Source organism: Thioalkalivibrio sp. XN8 (assembly GCF_011058255.1).
Taxonomy (GTDB): Bacteria; Pseudomonadota; Gammaproteobacteria; order Steroidobacterales; family XN24; genus XN24.
This window is the reverse complement of record NZ_JAALFH010000023.1, coordinates 1-21,311: the sequence shown is the minus strand read 5'-3', so window position 1 is coordinate 21,311 and position 21,311 is coordinate 1. Positions and strand designations below refer to the sequence as shown.

At 68.0% G+C, this 21,311-nt stretch carries 17 protein-coding genes and 4 tRNA genes; 5 read left to right on the top strand and 16 right to left on the bottom strand.

Annotated features, from left to right (window positions below; translation table 11 throughout):
- Positions 1-7: 7 nt before the first annotated feature.
- The 6 genes from clpP to G6N75_RS03005 all read right to left on the bottom strand — a co-directional run bounded on the left by clpP (position 8) and on the right by G6N75_RS03005 (position 2,888).
- On the bottom strand, positions 8-640 hold the full coding sequence (clpP, locus tag G6N75_RS03030; protein WP_165346593.1) for an ATP-dependent Clp endopeptidase proteolytic subunit ClpP: 633 nt from the start codon (positions 638-640) through the stop codon (positions 8-10).
- Complete coding sequence (gene tig / locus G6N75_RS03025; RefSeq protein ID WP_165346592.1) at positions 637-1,950, bottom strand: trigger factor; 1,314 nt, start codon at positions 1,948-1,950, stop codon at positions 637-639. The genes clpP and tig overlap by 4 nt, the downstream gene beginning before the upstream one ends.
- Before the next feature lie 33 nt (positions 1,951-1,983).
- Positions 1,984-2,072 (bottom strand) — tRNA-Leu (locus G6N75_RS03020).
- A 141-nt stretch (positions 2,073-2,213) separates the two neighbouring features.
- Positions 2,214-2,289 (bottom strand) — tRNA-Lys (locus tag G6N75_RS03015).
- Positions 2,290-2,355: 66 nt separating this feature from the next.
- A tRNA-His gene (locus G6N75_RS03010) sits at positions 2,356-2,431 on the bottom strand.
- Positions 2,432-2,811: 380 nt separating this feature from the next.
- Positions 2,812-2,888: transfer RNA gene (locus G6N75_RS03005), tRNA-Pro, on the bottom strand.
- 135 nt (positions 2,889-3,023) lie between these two features.
- Here G6N75_RS03005 and folD point away from each other — a divergent pair.
- Complete coding sequence (gene folD, locus G6N75_RS03000; protein WP_165346591.1) at positions 3,024-3,878, top strand: bifunctional methylenetetrahydrofolate dehydrogenase/methenyltetrahydrofolate cyclohydrolase FolD; 855 nt, start codon at positions 3,024-3,026, stop codon at positions 3,876-3,878.
- Between the two features lie 22 nt (positions 3,879-3,900).
- Here folD and G6N75_RS02995 read toward each other — a convergent pair whose 3' ends face one another.
- From G6N75_RS02995 to gltX, 3 genes are read right to left on the bottom strand one after another with little or no spacing between them, the layout of a single operon-like run.
- Positions 3,901-4,881 carry a DUF4382 domain-containing protein gene (locus G6N75_RS02995; RefSeq protein ID WP_165346590.1) on the bottom strand — a complete coding sequence of 327 codons (981 nt, stop codon included), beginning with the start codon at positions 4,879-4,881 and terminating at the stop codon, positions 3,901-3,903.
- A gap of 59 nt (positions 4,882-4,940) precedes the next feature.
- Positions 4,941-6,428, bottom strand: a complete 1,488-nt coding sequence (gene cysS / locus G6N75_RS02990) for a cysteine--tRNA ligase (protein WP_165346589.1) — start codon at positions 6,426-6,428, stop codon at positions 4,941-4,943.
- Positions 6,429-6,440: 12 nt separating this feature from the next.
- Positions 6,441-7,832, bottom strand: coding sequence for a glutamate--tRNA ligase (gene gltX, locus G6N75_RS02985; RefSeq protein ID WP_165346588.1), 1,392 nt, complete (start codon positions 7,830-7,832; stop codon positions 6,441-6,443).
- A 97-nt stretch (positions 7,833-7,929) separates the two neighbouring features.
- Here gltX and G6N75_RS02980 point away from each other — a divergent pair, with 97 nt between their 5' ends.
- Both G6N75_RS02980 and G6N75_RS02975 read left to right on the top strand, forming a co-directional pair.
- Positions 7,930-8,505 carry a peptidylprolyl isomerase gene (locus G6N75_RS02980; protein WP_165346587.1) on the top strand — a complete coding sequence of 192 codons (576 nt, stop codon included), beginning with the start codon at positions 7,930-7,932 and terminating at the stop codon, positions 8,503-8,505.
- 11 nt (positions 8,506-8,516) lie between these two features.
- A complete protein-coding gene (locus G6N75_RS02975) occupies positions 8,517-9,239 on the top strand; it encodes a UDP-2,3-diacylglucosamine diphosphatase (RefSeq protein WP_165346586.1) in 723 nt (240 codons plus the stop codon).
- 67 nt (positions 9,240-9,306) lie between these two features.
- Here the strand turns inward: G6N75_RS02975 and G6N75_RS02970 are convergent, their stop codons facing one another.
- A complete protein-coding gene (locus tag G6N75_RS02970) occupies positions 9,307-12,222 on the bottom strand; it encodes a serine/threonine-protein kinase (protein ID WP_165346585.1) in 2,916 nt (971 codons plus the stop codon).
- 53 nt (positions 12,223-12,275) lie between these two features.
- Here G6N75_RS02970 and G6N75_RS02965 point away from each other — a divergent pair, with 53 nt between their 5' ends.
- Both G6N75_RS02965 and G6N75_RS02960 read left to right on the top strand, forming a co-directional pair.
- Complete coding sequence (locus tag G6N75_RS02965; protein WP_165346584.1) at positions 12,276-12,854, top strand: ECF-type sigma factor; 579 nt, start codon at positions 12,276-12,278, stop codon at positions 12,852-12,854.
- A gap of 58 nt (positions 12,855-12,912) precedes the next feature.
- Positions 12,913-15,432, top strand: coding sequence for a hypothetical protein (locus tag G6N75_RS02960; RefSeq protein WP_165346583.1), 2,520 nt, complete (start codon positions 12,913-12,915; stop codon positions 15,430-15,432).
- A gap of 396 nt (positions 15,433-15,828) precedes the next feature.
- Here G6N75_RS02960 and miaE read toward each other — a convergent pair whose 3' ends face one another.
- The 6 genes from miaE to G6N75_RS02930 all read right to left on the bottom strand — a co-directional run.
- Complete coding sequence (gene miaE, locus G6N75_RS02955; RefSeq protein WP_165346582.1) at positions 15,829-16,458, bottom strand: tRNA isopentenyl-2-thiomethyl-A-37 hydroxylase MiaE; 630 nt, start codon at positions 16,456-16,458, stop codon at positions 15,829-15,831.
- The gene (locus G6N75_RS02950) at positions 16,451-17,776 is read right to left on the bottom strand and encodes a DUF3422 domain-containing protein (protein WP_165346581.1); all 1,326 of its coding nucleotides are present in this window, start codon (positions 17,774-17,776) and stop codon (positions 16,451-16,453) included. The genes miaE and G6N75_RS02950 overlap by 8 nt, the downstream gene beginning before the upstream one ends.
- Before the next feature lies 1 nt (position 17,777).
- Entirely contained in the window at positions 17,778-19,043 is a 1,266-nt protein-coding gene (locus G6N75_RS02945) for a protein kinase (RefSeq protein WP_165346580.1), read from the bottom strand.
- Positions 19,044-19,049: 6 nt separating this feature from the next.
- Positions 19,050-20,558 carry an amidophosphoribosyltransferase gene (purF, locus tag G6N75_RS02940; RefSeq protein ID WP_165346579.1) on the bottom strand — a complete coding sequence of 503 codons (1,509 nt, stop codon included), beginning with the start codon at positions 20,556-20,558 and terminating at the stop codon, positions 19,050-19,052.
- Positions 20,559-20,565: 7 nt separating this feature from the next.
- Complete coding sequence (locus G6N75_RS02935) at positions 20,566-21,060, bottom strand: CvpA family protein (RefSeq protein WP_165346578.1); 495 nt, start codon at positions 21,058-21,060, stop codon at positions 20,566-20,568.
- 10 nt (positions 21,061-21,070) lie between these two features.
- Positions 21,071-21,311 (bottom strand): SPOR domain-containing protein (locus tag G6N75_RS02930; RefSeq protein ID WP_165346577.1); only part of this gene is annotated, 241 nt, incomplete at its 5' end.

Here is a 21,311-nt window from a genome sequence, read left to right as displayed (position 1 = left end):
CGCCGCCTCAGCTGCCGGCCTCGCCCTGCAGCGGCAACGCCTCGCCGCGCCGGGTCAGGACCCGGTCCACCAAGCCGTACTTGACGGCCTCGTCGCCGCCGATGAAGAAGTCGCGGTCGGTGTCCTGGGCCACCTTTTCCTTGGACTGGCCGGTGTGGTGGGCGAGGATCTCGTTCAGCCGGTCGCGAATCTTCAGCACTTCCCGGGCATGGATGTCGATGTCCGAGGCCTGGCCCTGGAAGCCGCCCAGCGGCTGGTGGATCATCATCCGCGAGTGCGGCAGGCAGAAGCGCTTGCCGTTCGCCCCGCCGGCGAGCAGGACCGCGCCCATGCTGGCGGCCTGGCCGACGCAGATAGTCGAGACGTCGGGCTTGATGAACTGCATGGTGTCGTAGATCGACATGCCCGCGGTCACCACGCCGCCCGGCGAGTTGATGTACAGGTGGATGTCCTTGTCGGGGTTCTCCGACTCGAGGAACAGGAGCTGGGCGACGATCAGGTTCGCCATGTGGTCCTCGATGGTCCCCACGACGAAGATCACGCGCTCCTTCAGCAGGCGCGAGTAAATGTCGTACGCGCGCTCGCCCCGGGCGGTCTGCTCGACCACCATGGGCACCAGGTTCATCGCCTTGGTCGTCATGCGCCGCCCTCCTGGTTCATCAGTTCGTTGAAGGCGACCGGCTTGTCCGTCACCTTGGCCCGTGCCAGCAGCCAGTCCACCACCTGCTCCTCGAGCACCGCTGTCTCGATCTGGCTCATCAGGTCGCGGTTGGCGCGATAGATGCGGGCCACGGCCTCCGGGTCGCCGAAATTCTCGCCGATCTCGCGCAGCCGCTGTTCCACCTGGTCGGCATCGACGCGGATCTCGTTGGTCCGCACGATCTCGCCGATCAGCAGGCCCAGGGCCACGCGGAAGCGGGCCGGCGCCGCGAAAGGCTCGCGCGGCGGCAGCTCGGCCTGGTCCGGCTCGGCGTTGGGATTCATTCGCCGCGCCATGTCGCGCCGCAGGGCCTCGATCTCCTGCTCGATCAACGCCGCAGGGACCTCGAACTCGTGCGCCGCGACCAGCTTGTCGAGGACCTGGCGCTTGAGCTGGTCGCGCACCACGCGCGCCAGCTCCGCATGCATGTTCTGCTCGACTTCCTGGCGGAATTTCTCGATGCCGCCCTCCTCGACGCCGAACGATTCGGCGAACAAATCGTCGACCTCCGGCAGGTGGTTTTCCTCGACCTTGCGGCAGGCGACCTGGAACTCGGCCTGCTTGCCGGCCACTTCCTCGCTGCCGTAGTCGTCCGGGAACCGCACCGAAATAGTCCGCTCCTCGCCCGGCGCGATGCCCTGCAGGCCGCCCTCGAAGTCGGGCAGCATGCGGCCCTCGCCCAGCGTTACCTGGACCTCGTTGCCCGCGCCGCCGCGGAACTCCTCGCCATCGATGGTGCCCTTGAAGTCGATGGTGACGCGGTCGCCGTCGGCGGCGGCGCGCTCCACGCCGTGCCAGTGCGAGCGCTGCGTCCGCAGCTTCTCGATCATGTCGGCGACTTCCTGCGCGCCGATCTCGGCCACGGGCTTCTCGACCTCGATGCCCTCATGGCCCTGCAGCTCGATCTCCGGGAAGACCTCGAACACGGCGGTGAAGCTCATCGGCTCGCCCTTCGGCGCGCTGTGGTTCTCGATCCGAGGGGTGCCGACCGGGCGAAGCTTCTGCTCCGTGATGGCCTCGACCCAGCTGTCGCGGATCACCTCGGTGACCACGTCCTCGCGCACCTGGGCGCCGTACTGCTGGCGCACGACCTTGAGCGGCGCCTTGCCCGGCCGGAAACCGCGGATCTTCGCCCGTCGACCCATCTCCTGCAGGCGCTTGTCCACCTCGCCCTCGATGCGCTCGGCCGGTACCTCGACCGTCATGCGGCGCTCGAGACCCTGCGTGGATTCCACGGAAACCGTCACCATGTCATTCCTCTTCGATTCGATCGTGCTGCAAGCTGGTGCGAAAGGAGAGACTCGAACTCTCACGGGGGATCAACCCCACCGGGACCTAAACCCGGCGCGTCTACCAGTTCCGCCACTTTCGCGCATGCGCCGGTGCGGCCGGATCCGGCCGGCGCCAGACAAGCCGGGAATTATATCCGAGATGGAGAAGGTATTGGGGACAGTCCCGGGGACAGTCCCCAGACCAAAAAAGGGACACCGCCGCAAGGCGGTGTCCCCGGGATTGGTGGGCCGCGTAGGAATCGAACCTACAACCTGCGGATTAAGAGTCCGTTGCTCTGCCAATTGAGCTAGCGGCCCGGGAAGGCCCGAAATTCTGGCCGCGCCGCCAGGCTTTGTAAAGCCCGGCGCCAGGGCCCTGGAAGTTGGGGTGGACGATGGGACTCGAACCCACGACGACCGGGATCACAACCCGGGGCTCTACCAACTGAGCTACGCCCACCATCGGTGGCCGGGCATTCTAACCCGAAATTCCGGAATTGGCGCGCCCGGCAGGACTCGAACCTGCAACCGTCGGCTTAGCTTACCCGCTACCGCTTTCGCGGCCCCGCCGGCTGGCGGGTTTGTGGTCTGGACTATCCCTTCGCCATCTCAGGCGCCGCACGTCTAGTCTCTACGGAGCCCCGCGTCCATCCGGAGGATTTCGGCAGGTTTCCACGGGATTGCCATCAGCGTGACCTGTTAAGGTTTCCCCGTTACGGTGCGGTCCACTGGAGCGGTTCCGTTTCCCGCCCCAGGCTCCTCACTCAAAGGCCGATGCTCTATCCGGTTGAGCTACGGGCGCATCGTGACTTGTCTGACCTGACTCCCTCGCAATCGAACTGGTCGGGGCAGAGGGATTCGAACCCCCGACCTTCTGCTCCCAAAGCAGACGCGCTACCAGACTGCGCTATGCCCCGGCATCCCCACCTGAAGGGCTGCGAATAATACGCCCGGCCCACGGGTGCGTCAACGCGACCGGGCCCATTTTTCCTTGTCCGCTCCGATGCTTGCGTGAGAGAATCTGCGCTTATTCCCGGCCGGGAACGCACACCGTGACGGCACAGACCATCGACGGGCGGCAGGTGGCCGCCGAAATCCAGCGCGACCTGAGGGCCCGCATCGACAACCGCGTCGCCGCGGGGCGCCGCCGGCCCGCGCTGGCCGTGGTCATGGTCGGCGACGATCCCGCCTCCGCCATCTACGTCCGCAACAAGCGCAAGGCCTGCGAAGAGGCCGGGATCCGCTCGCTGGCGTACGACCTGCCGGCAGACACCAGCCAGGGCGCGCTGGACACCCTGATCGCCGAGCTCAACGCCGACCCGGTCATCGACGGCATCCTGGTCCAGCTGCCCCTGCCCGGCCAGCTCGATGCCCGCCGCGTGATCGAGGCCATCGATCCGGCCAAGGACGTCGACGGCTTCCACCCCTACAACATCGGGCGCCTCGCCCAGCGCATCCCGCTGCTCCGGCCCTGCACGCCGGCCGGCGTGATGGCGCTGCTCAGTTATTACGACATCCCGGTGCGCACGCGGCGCGCGGTCGTGGTCGGCGCCTCGAACATCGTCGGCCGCCCGATGGCGCTCGAACTGCTGCTCGCCGGCGCCACCACCACGGTCTGCCACCGCTTCACCCAGGACCTGGCCAGGGAGCTGGCCGACGCCGACATCGTCGTGGTCGCGGTGGGCAAGCCGGCGCTGGTCAAGGGCGAGTGGGTCAAGCCCGGCGCGGTGGTGATCGACGTCGGCATGAACCGCCTGCCCGACGGCAAGCTCTGCGGCGACGTGGAGTTCGCGGCGGCGGCCGAGCGCGCCGCCTGGATCACGCCCGTGCCCGGCGGCGTGGGCCCGATGACCGTGGCGCTGCTGCTGCAGAACACCCTGGAAGCCGCGGAGCGCCGCGACCAGTAAGGCGAGGCCCTGCCGGCGACCCTCAGGTCGTCCCCGACGGCAAGAAATTCACCTCGGCGGTTTCCTCCGCCGCGACCTCGACTGCCACCGTTTCCCAGGCCATGGTCCGATCGGCCGGGTCGGCGTCCTCGCGCGGGTCGTGCTCACTCAGCTCGGCGGAGGCGTCCACGTCGAAATCGCAGGTGAACGCCACCTGGTATTCGCCGGCTTCGATGAACGGCATCAGGTACGACGCGATGCCGAACTCGTTCGCTTCCAGCGGCAGGTACACGACCGGGTCCGCGCCATTGCCGGGGACGTCCTCGGTGTCCTGGTCGTCCGGCACGGTGTCGTAACCCGCGAACAGGTAGACGCCGGGGGCGCACGCCTCCCCGTCCGGGACCTCCTGCACCTGCGCCAGGTAGGCCACGTCCACGTCGCCGGCGACCGCGCCCACCAGCAGGTTGTCCACCAGCCGCAGCGTCGGCTTCAGGATGTAGTTGGGCGCCAGGCCCGGCGGCGCCACGATCGATTTGCGGACGTCGAAATCGATCGTCAGGCTGGTCACCCCGCCCGCGGCCACGGCGAAGGAGCGGACCAGCTGCAGGCCCCGCTGGGAGCCGCTGGGCACCCAGAGCGGGAACCTCTCGCCGCTGTCGTCGAAGGCGATGTAGGAGCCGTCCTGGAGGTTGCGCTCGGCCCGCACCTTGAGGCGGATCCACTCGTAGCGGCCGGCCTCGATCTCCTGCTCGTCCAGCAGGGTCACCGAACCGCCGCCCTGCAGGGTCAGCAGGTCGATAGACTGCTCCTCGTCGAAATCGAAGCTGATGGCCTCGCCGTCAGCCGGCTTGAGCTCCAGCCCGGTGAACACCACGACCACCTCCGCTGCGCTGTCCACGGGCGAGTCGGTCAGGTTGACGACCAGCCGTCCGCCGGCGTCTTCCGAGCTGCCGCCGCAACCGGCCAGCGCCAGCGCGCCGACGGCAACGAGCGCGGCCGCCCGGTTCAATTCGGGTTTTGACATAAGTCACCTCTATTCAGGTGCATCTGGATGACGCATGGTTCAACCGTAGCAGACGCGTCTTACTCTCGCCGCCAGGTGGTGCCGCCGGGCCCGTCCTCCAGCACGATTCCCGCCGCCGCCAGCTCGTCGCGGATCCGGTCGGCCGCGGCGAAGTCCTTGCGCTTGCGCGCCTGCGCGCGGTCCTCGATGCGCGCCTCGATCTCGTGCTCGCACAGCGGGATCGAGGCGTCAGCCGCCGCCTCGCCCGCGGACGCCCCGGCCTCGACGCCGGCCGGCGTCGCCGTCGCGGACTGGTCGAGCGGCAGCCCGTCGGCCGTGAAGCCGCGCCCGCCGCTCTTCAGCCAGGCATCGGGATCGGCCTGCAGCAGGCCGAGCACGCCGCCGATGTTCCGCAGCGTCGCGGCCAGGCGGCCCGCCTCGGCGGCCCCGCCGGCGGACTTCGCCCGGTTGAGCTCGCCGGCCAGCTGCTGGTAGAGGGCCAGCGCCTCGGCAGTATTGAAGTCGTCGTCCATCACCGCCCGGAAACGCTCGATCCAGGCCTCCTCCGGCGCCCCGGCCGGGTCCACGCCGCGCAACGCGGTGTAGAGGCGCCGCAGCGCCGCGACCGCCTGGTCGAGATTCTGCTCGGTGTAGTTGAGCGGGCTGCGGTAATGGCTCGACAGCACGAAGTAGCGGATCGCCTCGGCCGGATAACGCTGCAGCACCTCGCGGATGGTGAAGAAGTTGCCCAGCGACTTGGACATCTTCTCCTCGTCCACGCGCACGAAGCCGTTGTGCATCCAGTAGTTGACGAAGCGCTGGCCCGTGGCGCCGCAACTCTGGGCGATCTCGTTCTCGTGGTGCGGGAACTTGAGGTCCAGTCCGCCGCCGTGGATGTCGAAGTGCTCGCCGAGCAGCTCCACGGACATCACCGAGCACTCGATGTGCCAGCCGGGCCGCCCCGGGCCCCAGGGTGAATCCCAGGCCGGCTCGCCGGGCTTGGCCGCCTTCCACAGCACGAAATCCAGCGGGTCGCCCTTGGCCTCGTCGACCTCGACGCGCGCGCCGGCGCGCAGGTCGGCCAGGCGCTTGCCCGAGAGCTTGCCGTACGCCGGGAAGCTGGCGACCCGGTAGTAGACGTCGCCATTGTCGGCCTGGTAGGCGTGGCCGCGATCGATCAGCGCCTGGATCATCGCCTGGATCTTGTGGTTGTCCGTGTACTCGGTGGCGCGCGGCTCGAGGTCGGCCGAGGTGATGCCCAGCGCCGTGAAGTCCTCGTGCATGGCGTCGATGAAGCGCTGGGTCAGCACCTGCAGCGTTTCGCCGCTTTCGGCCGCCCGCTTGATGATCTTGTCGTCGATGTCCGTGATGTTGCGCACGAAGGTCACATCGTAGCCGGACCAGCGCAGGTAGCGAGCCACCACGTCGAACACCACGTGGGCGCGCGCGTGGCCGATGTGGCAGTAGTCGTAGACCGTCATGCCGCAGGCGTACATCCGCACCTTGCCCGGCTCGATGGGCTGGAAAGTTTCCTTGGCGCCGGTGAGGGAGTTATGGAGCTGGAGCATGGCGGGTCCTGGTCAAGGCTGAGCGTGCTGGGCGAGACGGGCGCGCATGGTTTCCCGGGGCATGACGGCGAACAGCGCGCCGAGCTCCGGCCCCTCGGGCCGCCCGGTCAAGGCGAGGCGCAGCGGCTTGAAGATGTTCTTGCCCGCGAGGCCGGTGGCTTCCTTCACCGCGCCGGCCAGGGCCTTGTGGTCGGTCGCGCCGGCGTCGAACGCGGCGCGCGCGGCGGCGAACAGCCCGGGCGGGCCGCCGGTCTCGGGCGGCGGCTTGAGCTCGGCCGGCCCGAACAGGATGCGCGCCCACTCGGCCACTTCAACCGGCGAGACGACGTTGTGGCGCACGGCAGCCAGGAAGCGCGCGCGCTGCGCCGCGGGGACATGCGCGACGGCCTCCGGCCCGGCCCAGCGCGCCAGCGCGGCCTCGTCCAGGGCGTCCAGCGCCAGCCGCTGCCAGTGGCCGAGCTGGGCCGGGTCGAAGCGCTGCGCCGAGCTGGTGAGCCTGGCGGGATCGAAGCCGGCGGCGAGTTCCGCCATCGACAGCAGGCCGCTGTCCTCCCAGGGGTGGCCGAGCCGCGCCAGCGTGTTGGCCAGCGCCAGCGGCAGCAAGCCCGCGGCCCGGAATTCGCCGGCGCTGGTGGCCCCGGTGCGCTTGGAGAGCTTGACGCCCCCGGGGTCGGCCAGCAGCGGCATGTGGCCGTACCGCGGCGCCGGCAGCCCGAGCGCCTGCAGGATCGCCAGCTGGCGCGCCGTGTTGACCAGGTGGTCTTCGCCCCGCAGCACATGGGTCACGCCCATCAGCGCGTCGTCCAGCGCATTGGCGAAGAGAAAGCCCGGCATGCCGCCGCTGCGGGCCAGGATGAAGTCGCTGATCTCGCTCGCCGGCAAGGCTCGCGGCCCGCGCACCAGGTCGTCCCAGGCGACTTCCCCGGCAGTCGGCGCCGTGAAGCGGATCGCAGGCAGCTGGCCGGCCTGGCGGCGACGCGCCACTTCCGCCTGTGGCAACGCGGCCCATTCCCGGTCGTAGCGCGGCGGCAGGCCCCGGCGCCGCAGCTCCGCGCGACGCTGGCGCAGTTCCTCCTCGGTCCGGTAGCAGGTGTAGGCGTGGCCCGACTCGGCCAGCTGCCCCAGGTATTCGCGATAGATCTCGCCGCGCGCCGACTGCCGGAATGGCCCGCCGGGGCCCTCGCGATCCGGGCCGGCGTCCCAGTCGAGACCGAACCAGGCCAGGTCCGCCAGCTGCTGCTCCAGGTCGCCGGCGGCCTCGCGGCTGGCGTCCGTGTCCTCGGCGCGCAACAGGAAGCGGCCGCCCGCGCCCCGGGCCAGGCACCAGTTGAACAGCGCCGTGCGCAGGTTGCCGGCGTGCAGGCGGCCGGTCGGGCTCGGGGCAAAGCGGGTGACGATCGACATAAGCCGGGAATTCTAACAGCGGCAGGCTGGTAGAATGCGCGCCCTGGGGACTGTCCCCAGGACCTGTCCTGGGGACAGTCCCCAAAAGGAGTTATTGATGCGACCGATTCTCTCCGCCCTGGCCCTGGCCCTCGCCGCCGCTCCCGCCGGCGCCGACGATGCCGGCAGCAAGGCGCCCCGCGTCGAGCTGGTCACCACCCACGGCACCATGGTGCTGGAGCTCGACCCGGCCAACGCCCCCGTCACCACCGGCAACTTCCTGCAGTACGTCCGGGACGGCCACTACGACGGCCTGGTTTTCCACCGCGTGATCCCGGGCTTCATGATCCAGGGCGGCGGCTATGACACCGAATACGGCGAACGCCCGACCCGCTCGCCGATCGAAAACGAGTCGCGCAACGGCCTCTCCAACGAGCGCGGCACCATCGCCATGGCGCGCACCAGCGACCCGCACTCCGCCTCGGCCCAGTTCTTCATCAACCTCGTGGACAACCCCGGACTCGACGGGGCGCCGGGCCGCTGGGGCTACGCCGTGTTCGGCCGCCTGGTCGAAGGCCTCGACGTGCTCGACAAGATCGGCGCCGTGCCCACCGGCCGCGGCGGCCCCTTCCCCACCGACGTGCCGCAGGCCCCGGTCGTGATCCAGGCTGCGCGCGTGCTGGACGAAGGCTGAAGCGGCGCGACGTGGCCACCCTCTTCATCTCCGACCTGCACCTCGAGCCGGCGCGCCCGGACATCACCTCCCAGGCGCTGGAGTTCCTCGAGGACGAGGCGCGCCAGGCCGAGGCGCTCTACATCCTCGGCGACCTGTTCGAGGCCTGGGTCGGCGACGACGACCCCGAACCCGAGAAGCGCCGCGTCATCGCCGCCCTGCGCGCGCTGCGCGACGCCGGGCTGCCGCTGTACTTCATGCACGGCAACCGGGACTTCCTGGTCGGCGAGCGCTTCGCCGCCGAGTCCGGCTGCACCCTGCTCGCGGACCCGACCGTGGTCGAGCTCCATGGCGCCCCGGTGATCCTGATGCACGGCGACACGCTCTGCACCGACGACCACGAGTACCAGGCCTTCCGCGCCATGGTCCGCAACCCGGCCTGGCAGCAGGCCATGCTCGCCAAGCCCCTGGCGGAGCGCCTGGCGCTGGCGAAACACCTGCGCGAGACCAGCGCCGCGTCCATGGCCGGCAAGTCGATGGAGATCATGGACGTCAACCAGGGCGCGGTCGAGGCGGCCATGCGCCGGCACGGGGTCTACACCCTGTTGCACGGCCACACCCATCGCCCGGCGGTGCACCGCTTCGAGCTCGACGGCCGCGAGGCCGTGCGCATCGTGCTCGGCGACTGGTACACGCAGGGCAGCGCGCTCAGCTGGGACGACGACGGATTCGTGCTCCGGACCCTGCCGCGCTGACACCCAGCGTCCTGGCTTCTCCGACCGGGGCCGCGTCGCTCATTTCATCGGCGGGCTTGCTTCGGCTTCACTGGCCTTCCGCCATGATCTCCTCGTACAACTGCTCCATCTCGGCCTTGCGCACGTCGTCGCCCGTCCGCTCATGCAGGCGGATCAGTCGCTCGATAGCGTGCCTCGTGTGTCGGCTCCTGCGATCCTCGCTCGCAAGCAGCGTTTCCAGCCCGTCCAGCATCTGCACCTCGGCGCGGGCCAAGTCGCCTGTCAGCATCAACGCCTCGCCGTAAGTGCTCTTGAGTCGCGCGGTCTCCCAGTAGTCATCCGGAAAACTGGCCGCGAAGGCCGGCAGCGCGTCTTCGAGATAGCCAAGAGCTCTTTCCGCCTCGTCCTGCTGGATCAGCAGCGCGCCCATCTCCAGCCGGCCACGGCCCACGATCGGCGAATTCCCGTTGAAACGTTCCGTACCGATGTCGATCGCTTGTCGGAAACTACCCTGCGCCTGTTCGAACTGGCCGTTGTCGCGGTAAAGTCGGCCGATGTTGATGTAGCCATCGAGCACGAAGTCGTGCCTCTCCCCCAGTGTTCGAATACGCAGATCCTGGGCTTCCCTCAGGAATGCCTCGGCCTGGTCGAGCTGGCCGATCGCGTGATAGACCATGCCAAGATTGTTGAGCGCATAAGCGCGTCTCGGGTCGTCCGCATCGAGGGTCCGTCGTTCGCGCTCGATCAGCTCGAGATACATGGCCTCGCTCTCTTCGTTGCGGCCGAGCTCGTAATAGATCTGTGCAACGTTGCTTGTCGTGGCGGTGACGTAGCTGTGGTCCGGTCCCAACTGGTCGGCCCAGATCTCGCCCGCGCGCAAATAATTGGACAGCGCGTCCTGGTAGTCGCCGAGGTTCTGCTGCAATGACCCGAGGTTGAAAAGGGTGACGCCAAGCGAGAAGTGATCTTCGCCGTAGATCCTCTGCTGCGCTTCGATAATCGTGTCGTACTGCTCCTCCGCTTCCCTGAAGCGGCGGCTGCGCGTCAGGTACCAGGCGAGGTTGGAGCGCGCGACCAGTGTTCGCCAGTGATCAAGCCCGTGCGCGCCGGCCTGCAGCTCGACGGCTTTTCGTCCGGCCGCGATCGCCTCGTCGAAACTGCCGTCCTCCACGTAAACCCCCGCCATTGATGTCAGCAGCCGCCCGCGATCGACGTCGGACGCGCCCGTGGCCTCCAGCAGCGCCATGGTCTTCGCGAAATGGACGCGCGCCTCGGCGGCGTCGCCCACGCCGGTGAAGAAACTCATCTTCAGGAGTTGCGAGTCGACCAGACGCTTGTCCTCCGGACCGAAGGCCTCCGCCTGGCTTTCGATCAACTGGTCGAGCAGCGCTTCCGCCCTTTCGGCTTCGCCGAGCGTGTGCAGAATTGCGATGTAATCCAGTTGCGCCTCGAAGAAGGGTGCCGGGCGATCAGCCAGGCGCTCGATGTGAGTCGTGTAGAGGGTCGTGGATTCCTCGAGCAGCGGCACGGCATCGGTATAGAGCCCGAGGCCGACGTATACCCGCGCCATCGTTTGCAGCATGCTCGCGCGTGGTGGCCACGGCAGGTCCCGGTTGGTGCGCAGCTGGACCACGCCCTGATCCACGACCTCCTTGGCCGTGATCTGGGCGCCGCGGACCTTGGTTGAGTCCGCCGCGCTGAAAATATCTTCGATGAAGCCGACCGTCTGCTTCGCGATCTCCAGTGACTCGGCCGCCTCGCGTTCGGCTGCCAGCGCGCGCAACAGGCCGACACTTGTGCCGGCAAGTCCGCCGACGATCGCCACCAGCGCGACAGCGGATACGGCGACGGCCGCGATATGCCGCCGGACGAATTTGCGCAGCCGGTACATGGCGCCGTCGGGACCGGCCAGCACCGGTTCCCCGTTGCGGTAGCGCTGGACATCCGCCGCCAGCTCTGCGGGGGAACCGTAGCGTCGGTCCTTCTCTCGCGCCAGCGACTTGCCCACGATCCAGTCGAGGTCCCCGGCAAGCACGCGCGCCGCGAACGGTGCCGTCGCGCTGGAGATCGAACTCGGTTTCGGCGCCTCTGTCTGGGCAATCAGTGCGCGGACTTCGAGCGGCGTCCTGCCTTCGATGTCGAACGGTGGCCTGCCGGTCAGAAGCTCGAACAGCAGGATACCCAGCGCGTAGACATCGCTTCGCGTGTCGATCTCCTCGTTGCGGAAGGCAGCCTGTTCCGGGCTCATGTACTGAGGCGTGCCGATCGCCTCTTCGATCTGCGTGAGCTTCAGATCCTGGCCGCTTTCCTCGAGGAGCTTGGCGATGCCGAAGTCGATGATTTTCGGATTGCCGTCATCATCAATGAGCACGTTGGACGGTTTGAGGTCGCGGTGGATGACACCGCGTTGATGCGCGTGCTGAACGCCGTCGCAGATTCTCTGGAACAGGTCGAGACGCTGGTCGAGTCCCAGCCGTCTCGAGGCGCAGAACTCGTCGAGTGGAACGCCACGGATGTACTCCATCACGAAGTAGGGCTGGCCATTTTCAAGTTGGCCGGCGTCGTAGATCTGCGCGATGTTCGCGTGGTTCATGCGCGCAAGCACCTTGCGCTCAGCCTCGAACCGAGCAAGCATCGGCTCCAGCGCGACGCCAAAGCGAATCAGCTTGACCGCGACCTGGCGCTGCAGCGGCTCCGACTGCGTGCCGAGATAGACGTCGCCCATGCCACCGGTACCGATCCGGCGGACGATCTCGAAATTGCCCACCCGGCTGCCGGGGCCGAGGCCTCTGCCCGACGCGCTGAGCGCAGATTCGGCAAGCGAGCCCACCGCATCGGAATAGCCCGTCTCGTCCTCGCCATGGCGTACCAGACCCGCAAGCGCTTTGCCGAGCTCGGGGTCCTGCTGCGCCAGCGACGCTACAAACGCCTCGCGAGCCTCCTGATCGAGGGACATGGCCTCCTCGAACAATGCCTCGAGCTTCTCGAACCGGTTTTTCGCCATAAGCTATCGCCGATAATGCTTATCAGCCGCGCCGACAACGGCATAATACACGCGTGACAGTAGACAATCGGCAGATTACGCAACTCCTGAGGCGCTGGAACGAAGGCGACGATGCGGCGTTCGCGGCTCTGGCGCCGCTGGTCTACGAGGAGCTTCGGAAGCTGGCGGGCAAGGCTTTCCGCCAGGAACGGGGCGGCCACACCTTGCAGGCGACGGCAGTAGTGCATGAAGCCTACCTGCAGCTCGTCAACGCGTCCGTCGACTGGGACAGTCGTGCGCATTTCTATGCGCTCGCGGCCCGCATGATGCGACGTATCCTCCTGAACCACGCCAATGCCAAGGCGGCAGAGAAGCGCGGCGGAGGTGCTGTTCGCGTGACCTTCGACGAGGAGATTGCGCGGGACAGGACGAATGCCGAGGACGTCATCGACCTGGACCGAGCCCTGAACGATCTTGCCCGCGAGGATCAGCGCACGGCCGACATCGTCGAATTGCACTATTTCGCGGGGATGACCTACAAGGAGGCCGGCAAGGTGCTGGAGATCTCCGAGGCGACGGCGAAGCGGGCGCTGCGCTTCGGCAAGGCCTGGATCGCCAACCACCTGGAGCGCAACGCGAAAACGACCCGTTGACCCGATCCGCATGCTTTCCCTGCATTCCCTGGTAGGCACACCTATACGGAGCGGGGACATGCACACGGCGACGATACGAGTTCTCCTGATCCTGGCGATAGCAGCCATCCTCGCCGCTTGCGGGGGCGGCGGAAGCGGCGACGGTTCCAGTGCCGGCACCGGCAGCGGCACCGGCAGCGGCACCGGCAGCGGCACCGGCAGCGGCACCGGCAGCGGCACCGGCAGTGGCACTGGCAGTGGCACTGGCAGTGGCACTGGCAGTGGCAGCGGCGGTGGCGTAACGCCGCCGCCAACCAACGTGGCACCCACGATCTCAGGCTCGCCGAACGAGAGCATCCGTGTGGGCGAGCGCTATAGTTTTATCCCGACGGCATCCGATGCGGACGGCGACACGCTGACATTCCGGATCGAGAATGCGCCGATCTGGGCGGTGTTCGACGCCAGCACCGGCGAACTCTCCGGCAGCCCGACGGCCGGCAATATCGGTGCTGTCGAGGACGTTCTGATCTCCGTCAGCGACGGCAGCCTGTCGGCGTCATTGAGCCCCTTCTCGATTGCGGTCGTTCCGGAAACACTTGGCCGCGCAAACTTCATGCCGATGGGCAATGTCGTTCCGATCACAGACGGCTACGAATCCATCGGCGATCTAGTTGTAACGACCAACGAGTTCGAGCAGGAGTTCAAGAACGCGGCCCTGACGCTGGTCTTCGACGAGAACGACGAGCTGGACCTGCTGAATGGCGAGACGGACCTGCCCTTGCGGCTCTCTGACAACGTTGCCGTGAACGGCAATGTTCGTGCCGTCGTGGAAACGCTGACCGGCCGCGAGATCAACGAGGACACGGACTTCGGGATCCGGCTCATAGACGACACGAAGTACTTCGTGTTCTACATCGGCACGGCCTTCGACATCACGATCACCGATCGCGACGATCCGACCAGCCAGGAAACGATCACGCTGGAAACGCCGGCCTCCGGCGAGATCCTGATGATCACCGATCCGACCGACACTTTCCTGTATGAGTACAGCAGCACGCCACTGGTCGGTTCGCGCGGGACGGGGTCGTCCGACAACGGGTTGATTCCATTCGTGCCGGTGCTGGATTTCGTCCAGCTCGACAGCTTCACCGGACATCAACTGGAAAACGGCTCGATCGGCCTGGGCTTCAAGTATGTAGATCTCTTCAACGTCAGCGGCACCGGCGTCTTCAAGAACAGCACCTATGCCGACATCAACTTCGCGGACGTGTTCGAATCCGATTTCGAGTATCGCGGCGGACTGAACGGCGACCTCGACTTCGCGCTGTCGGTCATCGGTTTCGGGCTGTTCTCCTTCGATCTTGCCGAGGTCAGCGCAACGCTGGATGTCGGCTTTGACCGCCAGCAGCTCGCCATGGCCTTGCGGATCGCACCCGACCAGGCCCTGTTTCCTGACGCGTACCGCATCGGCCCCGCGGCTGCGGTGACTGGCGGCGGCTACCTGAACGGCAGCGGCGAATACGGCATCTTCCTCGACGGCATCTGGGGCAGCGAGTTGCCCGAGGCGTCTATCAATGGTCTGTTGGCCCTCGAGAACGACGGGGTCGTCATGACGGGCAGCGTAAACGAGAGTGGCGAGAGCCTGGCCGTTTCACTCGAGTTTGCAAACAATCAAACGATCGGCCGCGTCGAGTTTCCGGAGCGCATGGCCGCTGGCATCAACAGCACAGTGTCGGCTGAACTGGATCGGCGCATAGCCGAAGTCGAGCAGCTGATCGAAGACCTCGAGCAGGCGACGGCAGACTACGAGTTCGAGGTGTCACTACGCGGGCTGCGTGAGTCCTTGCCGGCGATGATGGATGCGGCAATCGCGACGCTGAACGGTATTCCGGGTGCGGCTCGCAGCGATGCCAGGAGCCGCGCACTCTCGTACATGCGGAACACCTGTGTCTCCGTGCTGCTTGGCAGCGTTTGCCTTGATGATGTTGCGGATGAGGGCGCCATCGCCGACAACGCCGGCGACGAAGCTTTCGCGCGGGCCGCGGCGGCTATTGTCACGCCGCGAGCGGCGATGACGGAACTCAGGCGCCGCGCGGAGGAAGCAGACGACGAAGCCCTGCGGCAAGCGCTGAAGGCGGCCCTCGATGCAGCTTATGCCAATCGGACCGTGAGCATTTCCGCATCCTACGCACATACTTTCGGCTCCCCGATCAACAGGCGGTACACCGTCTACAACCGCAGCTGGACCGAGACCGTGCTGAGCGCCTCGAACGCCGCGGCCATCAACAACGCGTCGCAGAACGTGTACCGCATCCAGGAAACCAGCGATCTCGTCATCAGCACGCAGCAGATCCTCGACCGGCTGCCGACCAAGGAGGCGATTGAGTCGGTGAAGGCCGAGGTAGACGACGGAACCGCCAGCATCCCGACCGTCGACGGCCTCGGTTACATCGCCTCGAACAACCAATACACCGCGTTCGTGACAATCAACGGCGAGGACTGGGAGACCGCGATCAATGTGCTGAGTCCCGCCGAGGTTCAGGACGGCGTGGGCGAGCTGCTCACGGACCTGCTGCTTGATGACCCTGACAACAACTGATTTCTACGGGCCGGGTACGCGGATGAATGCGTTCGACAGCGACGCTCGCGCTGCACCGCGCGGCCGCGCCATGCATGTCACGACCCCGCTGCCTCATCAGAAGTTGCAGGGACTGAGGCACGCGGCCCGGTCAGCAGCAGGGTAGGCTCACCCGGTATCGGCTCGGTCAGGCGTCGACCGTGCCCGACAGCCCCGCCCGGCATCGGGGGCCCGGACCGGCGAGTGCCGGCACGCGGCACGGAGTCCTGCTGCGCCGTCGGCGTCGGGACCCGGAAACGTTGCAGCGGGGTCGGGTCCTGCAGGGTCCCCTGAGCGGCATCAGATTTCCAAGCGAAGGGGACCCTGCAGGGGCCGACCCCGCGGCCAGGTCTTCGAGGGAACGGCGCGGTCGCGCGGTCAGGCCTTCGGTGGCCCGCTGTGAAACCGCAGCTCCGTGTCCGGCTCGGTCGCGAGCCGGTTCTCCACCGCGCGGATCTGGTCGATGCGCGCGTCCAGGTCGGCGTCGGCAAAGCCGCGCGCCAGCTCGAGGTAGTGCTCGAAATGGCGGGCCTCGGAGGCCAGCAGCCCCGCATAGAAGCGACCGAGCTCGTCGTCGAGACGGGGCGTGATCAGGGCAAAGCGCTCGCAGGAGCGCGCCTCGATGAAGGCGCCGACGATCAGCCGGTCGATGAGGCGGCCCGGCTCGGCGCCGCGCACGACGTCGGCCAGGCCGGAGGCATAGCGCGACGCGGGGACGCGGCGCCACCCGATGCCGCGCAGCCGCATGTGGCGCCGGACCTGCTCGAAATGGCGCAGCTCTTCGCGCGCCAGGCGCGACAGCCGCTCGGTGAGCTGGTCGTGCTCCTCGTAGCGGAACAGCATCGCCAGCGCCGTGGACGCCGCCTTCTTTTCGCAGTTGGCGTGATCGACCAGCATCAGCGGCAGCGCGTCCGGGTCGGCCGCGGCGTCCACCCAGGCCACGGGCGTCGGCGCGCCGAGGAAATCGGCGAGCGCGGCCGGGATGAGCGGGGCGCCCGTTTCAACCATCCAGGCGCTCCTGCGGCGACGCCTGGATCCGCCGCCGGCGGCGGCGCACCAGCCACCACACGCTCAGGGCGGTCGGCACGACCAGCAGCGCCGTCACGGACTCGACCGGCAGCGGCAGGCCGCTCTTGGCGAGTCCCTTCAGGCCGTAGTTGACCAGTCCGACGAGGTAGTAGCTGATGGCGGCGACGGACAGGCCCTCGACCGTCTGCTGCAGCCGCAGCTGCTGCCAGGCGCGCTGGTTGAGGGAGTTCAGCATGTCCCGGTTCTGGTCTTCGATGGTCGTCTCGATGCGCGCCCGCAGCGCCTCGGTGGCGCGCGCCACGCGCAGCGACAGGTCCTGCAGGTGGGCGTCCACCGACACGCAGGTGTCGAGCGCCGGGCGCATGCGGCGCTCGAGAAACTTGGTGATCGAGGACCGGCCCGAGTACTTGCGCTCGCGGAGATCCTCCAGCCGGCGATCGACCAGGGCCATGTAGGCGCGCGTGGCCGAGAAGCGGTAGTTGGTGTCGGAGCGCATGTGCTCGATGGCCTGCGAGATGACGGACAGTTCTTTCAGCAGCTGCTGCTCGGCGGCCGCGGTGTCGGCGCGCGCCAGGCGATCGATCAGCTCGGCCAGCTCCATGTCCAGCACCCGCACCCGCGGCCAGATCCGCTTGGCCTCGGGGTAGCCGAGCAGCGCGAACACGCGGTAGGTCTCGATCTCGAGCAGGCGCTGGACGGTGCGCCCGGCCTGGAAATCGTTCAGCCCGGCGTTGTAGACCAGGTAGCGGCTGAAGCCGTCCGCGTGCAGCTTCAGCGTGGTCCAGACGGCCGCGCGATCGTCGACGATCAGGCTGCCGATCAGCAGGTCGTCGCCGAACAGCGCCGCCAGCTCCGGGGAGAAGGGGTCGGGCGGGTCGCCTGCCAGCACGCCGACGTGGGTGGCGACCAGCAGCTCGCCCGGCAGGGTCTCGAGCCAGCCCGGCGGCAAGGCGTCCAGCGCCGTGTCGGTGAAGGGCGAGTCGACCCCGTCGGGACGCAGGAAAGTGTAGGCGCAAAACTCGGTGTGCCGCTCCCAGCGCACGGTGAAGCCGGGAAAGTCGGCATACCACGCCATGGTGTCCGGGGCCGGCGGCGCCACGCCGTGCACTTGCGCCAGCGCCTCGAGGCAGGCGCGGTGCGCGGCAGCCTCCCCGGGGTCGGCGAGGATCGCCAGGTGGCTCACCCGGACCGGCGCCTGGACCCATGGGAACGGGCGGGCATGCGGCTCCGCGTACAACTCCTCCCGCAGCGGATGCAGCTGGGGCAGGCCGGAACCGGCGGGACGCAGCGGCTCCATGCTACTGCCCCGTGACGTCGCGCAGGGTCTGGGCCATCAGCTCGCCGCCGAGTCCCTCGACTTCCTCGAGCAGGACGGCCGCCGAGGGCAACCGGTCGGCAGGCTTCTTCGCCAGCATGCGGTCGAGGACCGGCTGGCAGGCCGCCAGGTTTTCGGGCAGCCGCGGCAGGGGCGCGTGGGCATGCTTGCGGATCACCGCCAGCGGCGAGCCGGCCACGTAGGGTTTCTGCCCGGTGAGCATCTCGTAGAAGACGATCCCGAGACTGTACAGGTCGGAGCGCTCGTCGACTGGCATGCCTTCCCCCTGCTCCGGGCTCATGTAGTAGGGCGTGCCGAAAATCTCGCCCAGCCCGCTGAGCTCGATCGCCGCGTCGCGCAGCTTGGCGACGCCGAAGTCGATCAGCGCCAGGCTGCCGTCGTCGCGGAACATGATGTTGGCGGGCTTCAGGTCCCGGTGCAGCACGCCGACCTTGTGGATCGCCGCCAGCGCCTGCGCGATCTGCACCATGATCTCCAGCGCCTGGTCGAGCGGCAGCCCGCGGCCGATCCGTTCGCCGAGCTGGCCGCCGGCAAAGTACTCCATGGCGATATAGGCCAGGTCGTCGGCGATGCCGAGGTCGTAGATGTGCACGACGTTGGGATGGCGGATGGCCGAGACCAGTTCGTACTCCTGCAGGAAGCGCTGCAGCGGGCCGAAGCGGTCCACCTCGTCGGGCACCTGGCGGAATACCTTCACCACCACCAGCCGCTCGGAGCTCTGCCGCTCCATCAGGTACACCGAGGCGGTCGAGCCGGTGCCCAGCGGCTTGAGCAGCCGGTGGCCCTTCAGCTTGAAATCCTGGTCCTCCCGGGCGCGCTGCCCGGCCCGCCCGCTCGGCGCCGCCTTGCGCCCGCTGTTCAGCGCCTCGCCGGCGACGCGGCGGATGTGCTCGTGCGGGGCGGGGCCTTTGGGCAGGTAGTCGTGCGCGCCGGCGCGCAGGGCGGCCTCGATCGCAGCCCTGTCGCCCTGCGGCGTGAGGAAGATCACCGGCGGGCAGGCCGGCTGCTCCTTGAGCTGCGCCAGTACGTCGAGGCCGTCCTCCTCGCCCAGCTGGTGATCGAGAAACACGAGGTCCCACTCGCTGCCGTCGAAGCCGGCCGGCAGCAGGTTGTCCTCGAGGGGGTTGTGGCCGACGACATGGGCGTCGGGAAACGCCGCGGCGAGATGCTGCCCGAGCCAGGCCCGGTAGTCGCGGTGATCATCGATGATCAGGACGCGCGGCGGCACGGCCCGTCAGATCACTTCGACCGCTACCGGCGCCCCGGCATGGCGCCCGTCGCGCTTGACCTTTACGTCGTCGGCCCGCATCGCCTCGATGCGGCGCAGGTACTCCGGCGTGACGTCGCCGGTGACGTACTCGCCCGAGAAGCAGGAGGTGTCGAACTCGCGGATGGTGGCGTTGTCGTGCTGGACGGCCCGCACCAGGTCCTCCAGGGTCTGGTAGACGAGCCAGTCGGCGCCAATGTGCTCCTGCACTTCCTGCTCGCTGCGGCCATGCGCGATCAGTTCCGCGGCCGCCGGCATGTCGATGCCGTAGACGTTGGGATAGCGCACCGGGGGCGCGGCCGAGGCGAAGTACACCTTGCGCGCGCCGGCCTCGCGCGCCATCTCGATGATCTGGCGCGAGGTGGTGCCGCGCACGATCGAGTCGTCCACGATCAGCACGTTCTTGTTGCGGAACTCCAGGTCGATGGCGTTCAGCTTGCGGCGGACCGATTTCTCCCGCAGCGTCTGCCCCGGCATGATGAAGGTCCGGCCGATGTAGCGGTTCTTGATGAAGCCCTCGCGATACTTCACGCCCAGCCGGTGCGCCAGCGGCAGCGCGCAGGTCCGGCTGGTGTCGGGCACCGGGATCACCACGTCGATGTCGTGGTCCGGCCACAGCTTGAGGATCCGGTCGGCCAGGGCCTCGCCCATGCGCAGGCGGGACTTGTAGACCGAGATGTTGTCGATGATCGAGTCGGGCCGGGCGAAGTACACGTACTCGAAGATGCAGGGGCTGTGCCGCTCGGCCGGCACGCACTGCCGGGTGTGCAGCCCGCCCTCGATGTCGATGAACACCGCCTCGCCCGGCATCACGTCGCGCAGCAATTCGAAGCCGGCGATGTCGAGGGCGACGCTCTCCGAGGCCAGCATGTGCTCGCGCCGGCCGTCCACTTCGCGGCAGCCGATGACCAGCGGGCGGATGCCGCAGGGATCCCGCAGCCCGACGATGCCGGTGTTCATGATCAGCGCCACGATGGCGTAGCCGCCGCGGCAGCGGCGATAGATGCCCTCGGCGGCGCGGAACACGTGTTCCGGCGTGGGGATTTCCCCGTCCACCTGCTCGAGCTCGTGGGCGAAGACGTTCAGCAGCACCTCGGAGTCCGAGGTGGTGTTGAGATAGCGGTGGTCTTCGCGGATGACGAGCTCGGCCAGCTCGTCGGCGTTGGTGAGGTTGCCGTTGTGGGCCAGGCAGATGCCGTAGGGCGAATTGGTGTAGAACGGCTGGGCCTCGTCGCGGCTCGAAGTCCCGGCAGTCGGGTACCGGCAGTGACCGATCCCGAGCGGGCCTTTCAGCTTGATCATGTGGCGGCGCTGGAACACGTCCCGGACCAGGCCGTTGTTCTTGCGGATGTGGATGCGCTCGTCGGCCGTGACGATGCCGGCCGCGTCCTGGCCCCGGTGCTGGAGGACGGTCAGCCCGTCATAGAGCAACTGGTTCACCGCGCCGGCGCCGACGATTCCCACGATTCCGCACATCAGTTCATCACTCCGCCAGGATCTCCCCGAGTTCGTCCAGCCCCGCGTCCAGGTAGCCGCGCAGCGTCGCCGTCAGCTCGGCCGTGCGCGGCACGATCAGCGACTCGGCCCACCACGGCTCGCGATCCAGCTCCAGCGTCTGGAACAGGATCACCAGCAGGCCGACCACGAGCACGCCCCGGCCGGCGCCGAAGACCATCCCCAGCACCCGGTCGGTGCTGGTCAGGCCGGTGCTGGTGATCAGCATCACCAGCAGCTTGGAGACGAGCGCACCCGCCAGCATCACCGCCACGAACATGATCACCCGCCCGGCCCAGAGCTTCAGCGCCGGCGAGGTCACGCTGGCCAGCAGCGGATCGAGAATCCCGGAGAAGCGCCAGGCCACCCACAGCGCCACCACCCAGGTGATCAGCGACATCGCTTCCTTGAAGAAGCCGCGAAAAAAGCCGACGCCGATCGAGACCAGGAAAGCGCCGAGCAGGATGTAGTCGACTATGACCATTCGCCTCCCCTCAGTCCTCGGCGCGCGCGACGCGCGCCCCGGCATGGCCGGCCTGGCGCAGGCGCGCCAGCAGGCGGTCGGCCTCGGCCCGGTCCCCGACCGGGCCCACGCGAACCCGGTGCATGGTACCGGCGTCGGTCGCGACACGCGAGACAAAGGCCTCGAAGCCGTCACCGGCGAGCCGCTCACGCAGCGTCTCGGCATTCCCGGCCTGCGAGAAACTGCCGACCTGCACCACCCAGCTCTCCGTC

Coding starts and splice junctions, on each gene's coding strand:
- clpP (WP_165346593.1), bottom strand. CDS start 640: ATGACGACCAAGGCGATGAACCTGGTGCCCATGGTGGTCGAGCAGACC.
- tig (WP_165346592.1), bottom strand. CDS start 1,950: ATGGTGACGGTTTCCGTGGAATCCACGCAGGGTCTCGAGCGCCGCATG.
- G6N75_RS02995 (WP_165346590.1), bottom strand. CDS start 4,881: ATGTCAAAACCCGAATTGAACCGGGCGGCCGCGCTCGTTGCCGTCGGC.
- cysS (WP_165346589.1), bottom strand. CDS start 6,428: ATGCTCCAGCTCCATAACTCCCTCACCGGCGCCAAGGAAACTTTCCAG.
- gltX (WP_165346588.1), bottom strand. CDS start 7,832: ATGTCGATCGTCACCCGCTTTGCCCCGAGCCCGACCGGCCGCCTGCAC.
- G6N75_RS02980 (WP_165346587.1), top strand. CDS start 7,930: ATGCGACCGATTCTCTCCGCCCTGGCCCTGGCCCTCGCCGCCGCTCCC.
- G6N75_RS02970 (WP_165346585.1), bottom strand. CDS start 12,222: ATGGCGAAAAACCGGTTCGAGAAGCTCGAGGCATTGTTCGAGGAGGCC.
- G6N75_RS02960 (WP_165346583.1), top strand. CDS start 12,913: ATGCACACGGCGACGATACGAGTTCTCCTGATCCTGGCGATAGCAGCC.
- miaE (WP_165346582.1), bottom strand. CDS start 16,458: ATGGTTGAAACGGGCGCCCCGCTCATCCCGGCCGCGCTCGCCGATTTC.
- G6N75_RS02950 (WP_165346581.1), bottom strand. CDS start 17,776: ATGGAGCCGCTGCGTCCCGCCGGTTCCGGCCTGCCCCAGCTGCATCCG.
- purF (WP_165346579.1), bottom strand. CDS start 20,558: ATGTGCGGAATCGTGGGAATCGTCGGCGCCGGCGCGGTGAACCAGTTG.
- G6N75_RS02935 (WP_165346578.1), bottom strand. CDS start 21,060: ATGGTCATAGTCGACTACATCCTGCTCGGCGCTTTCCTGGTCTCGATC.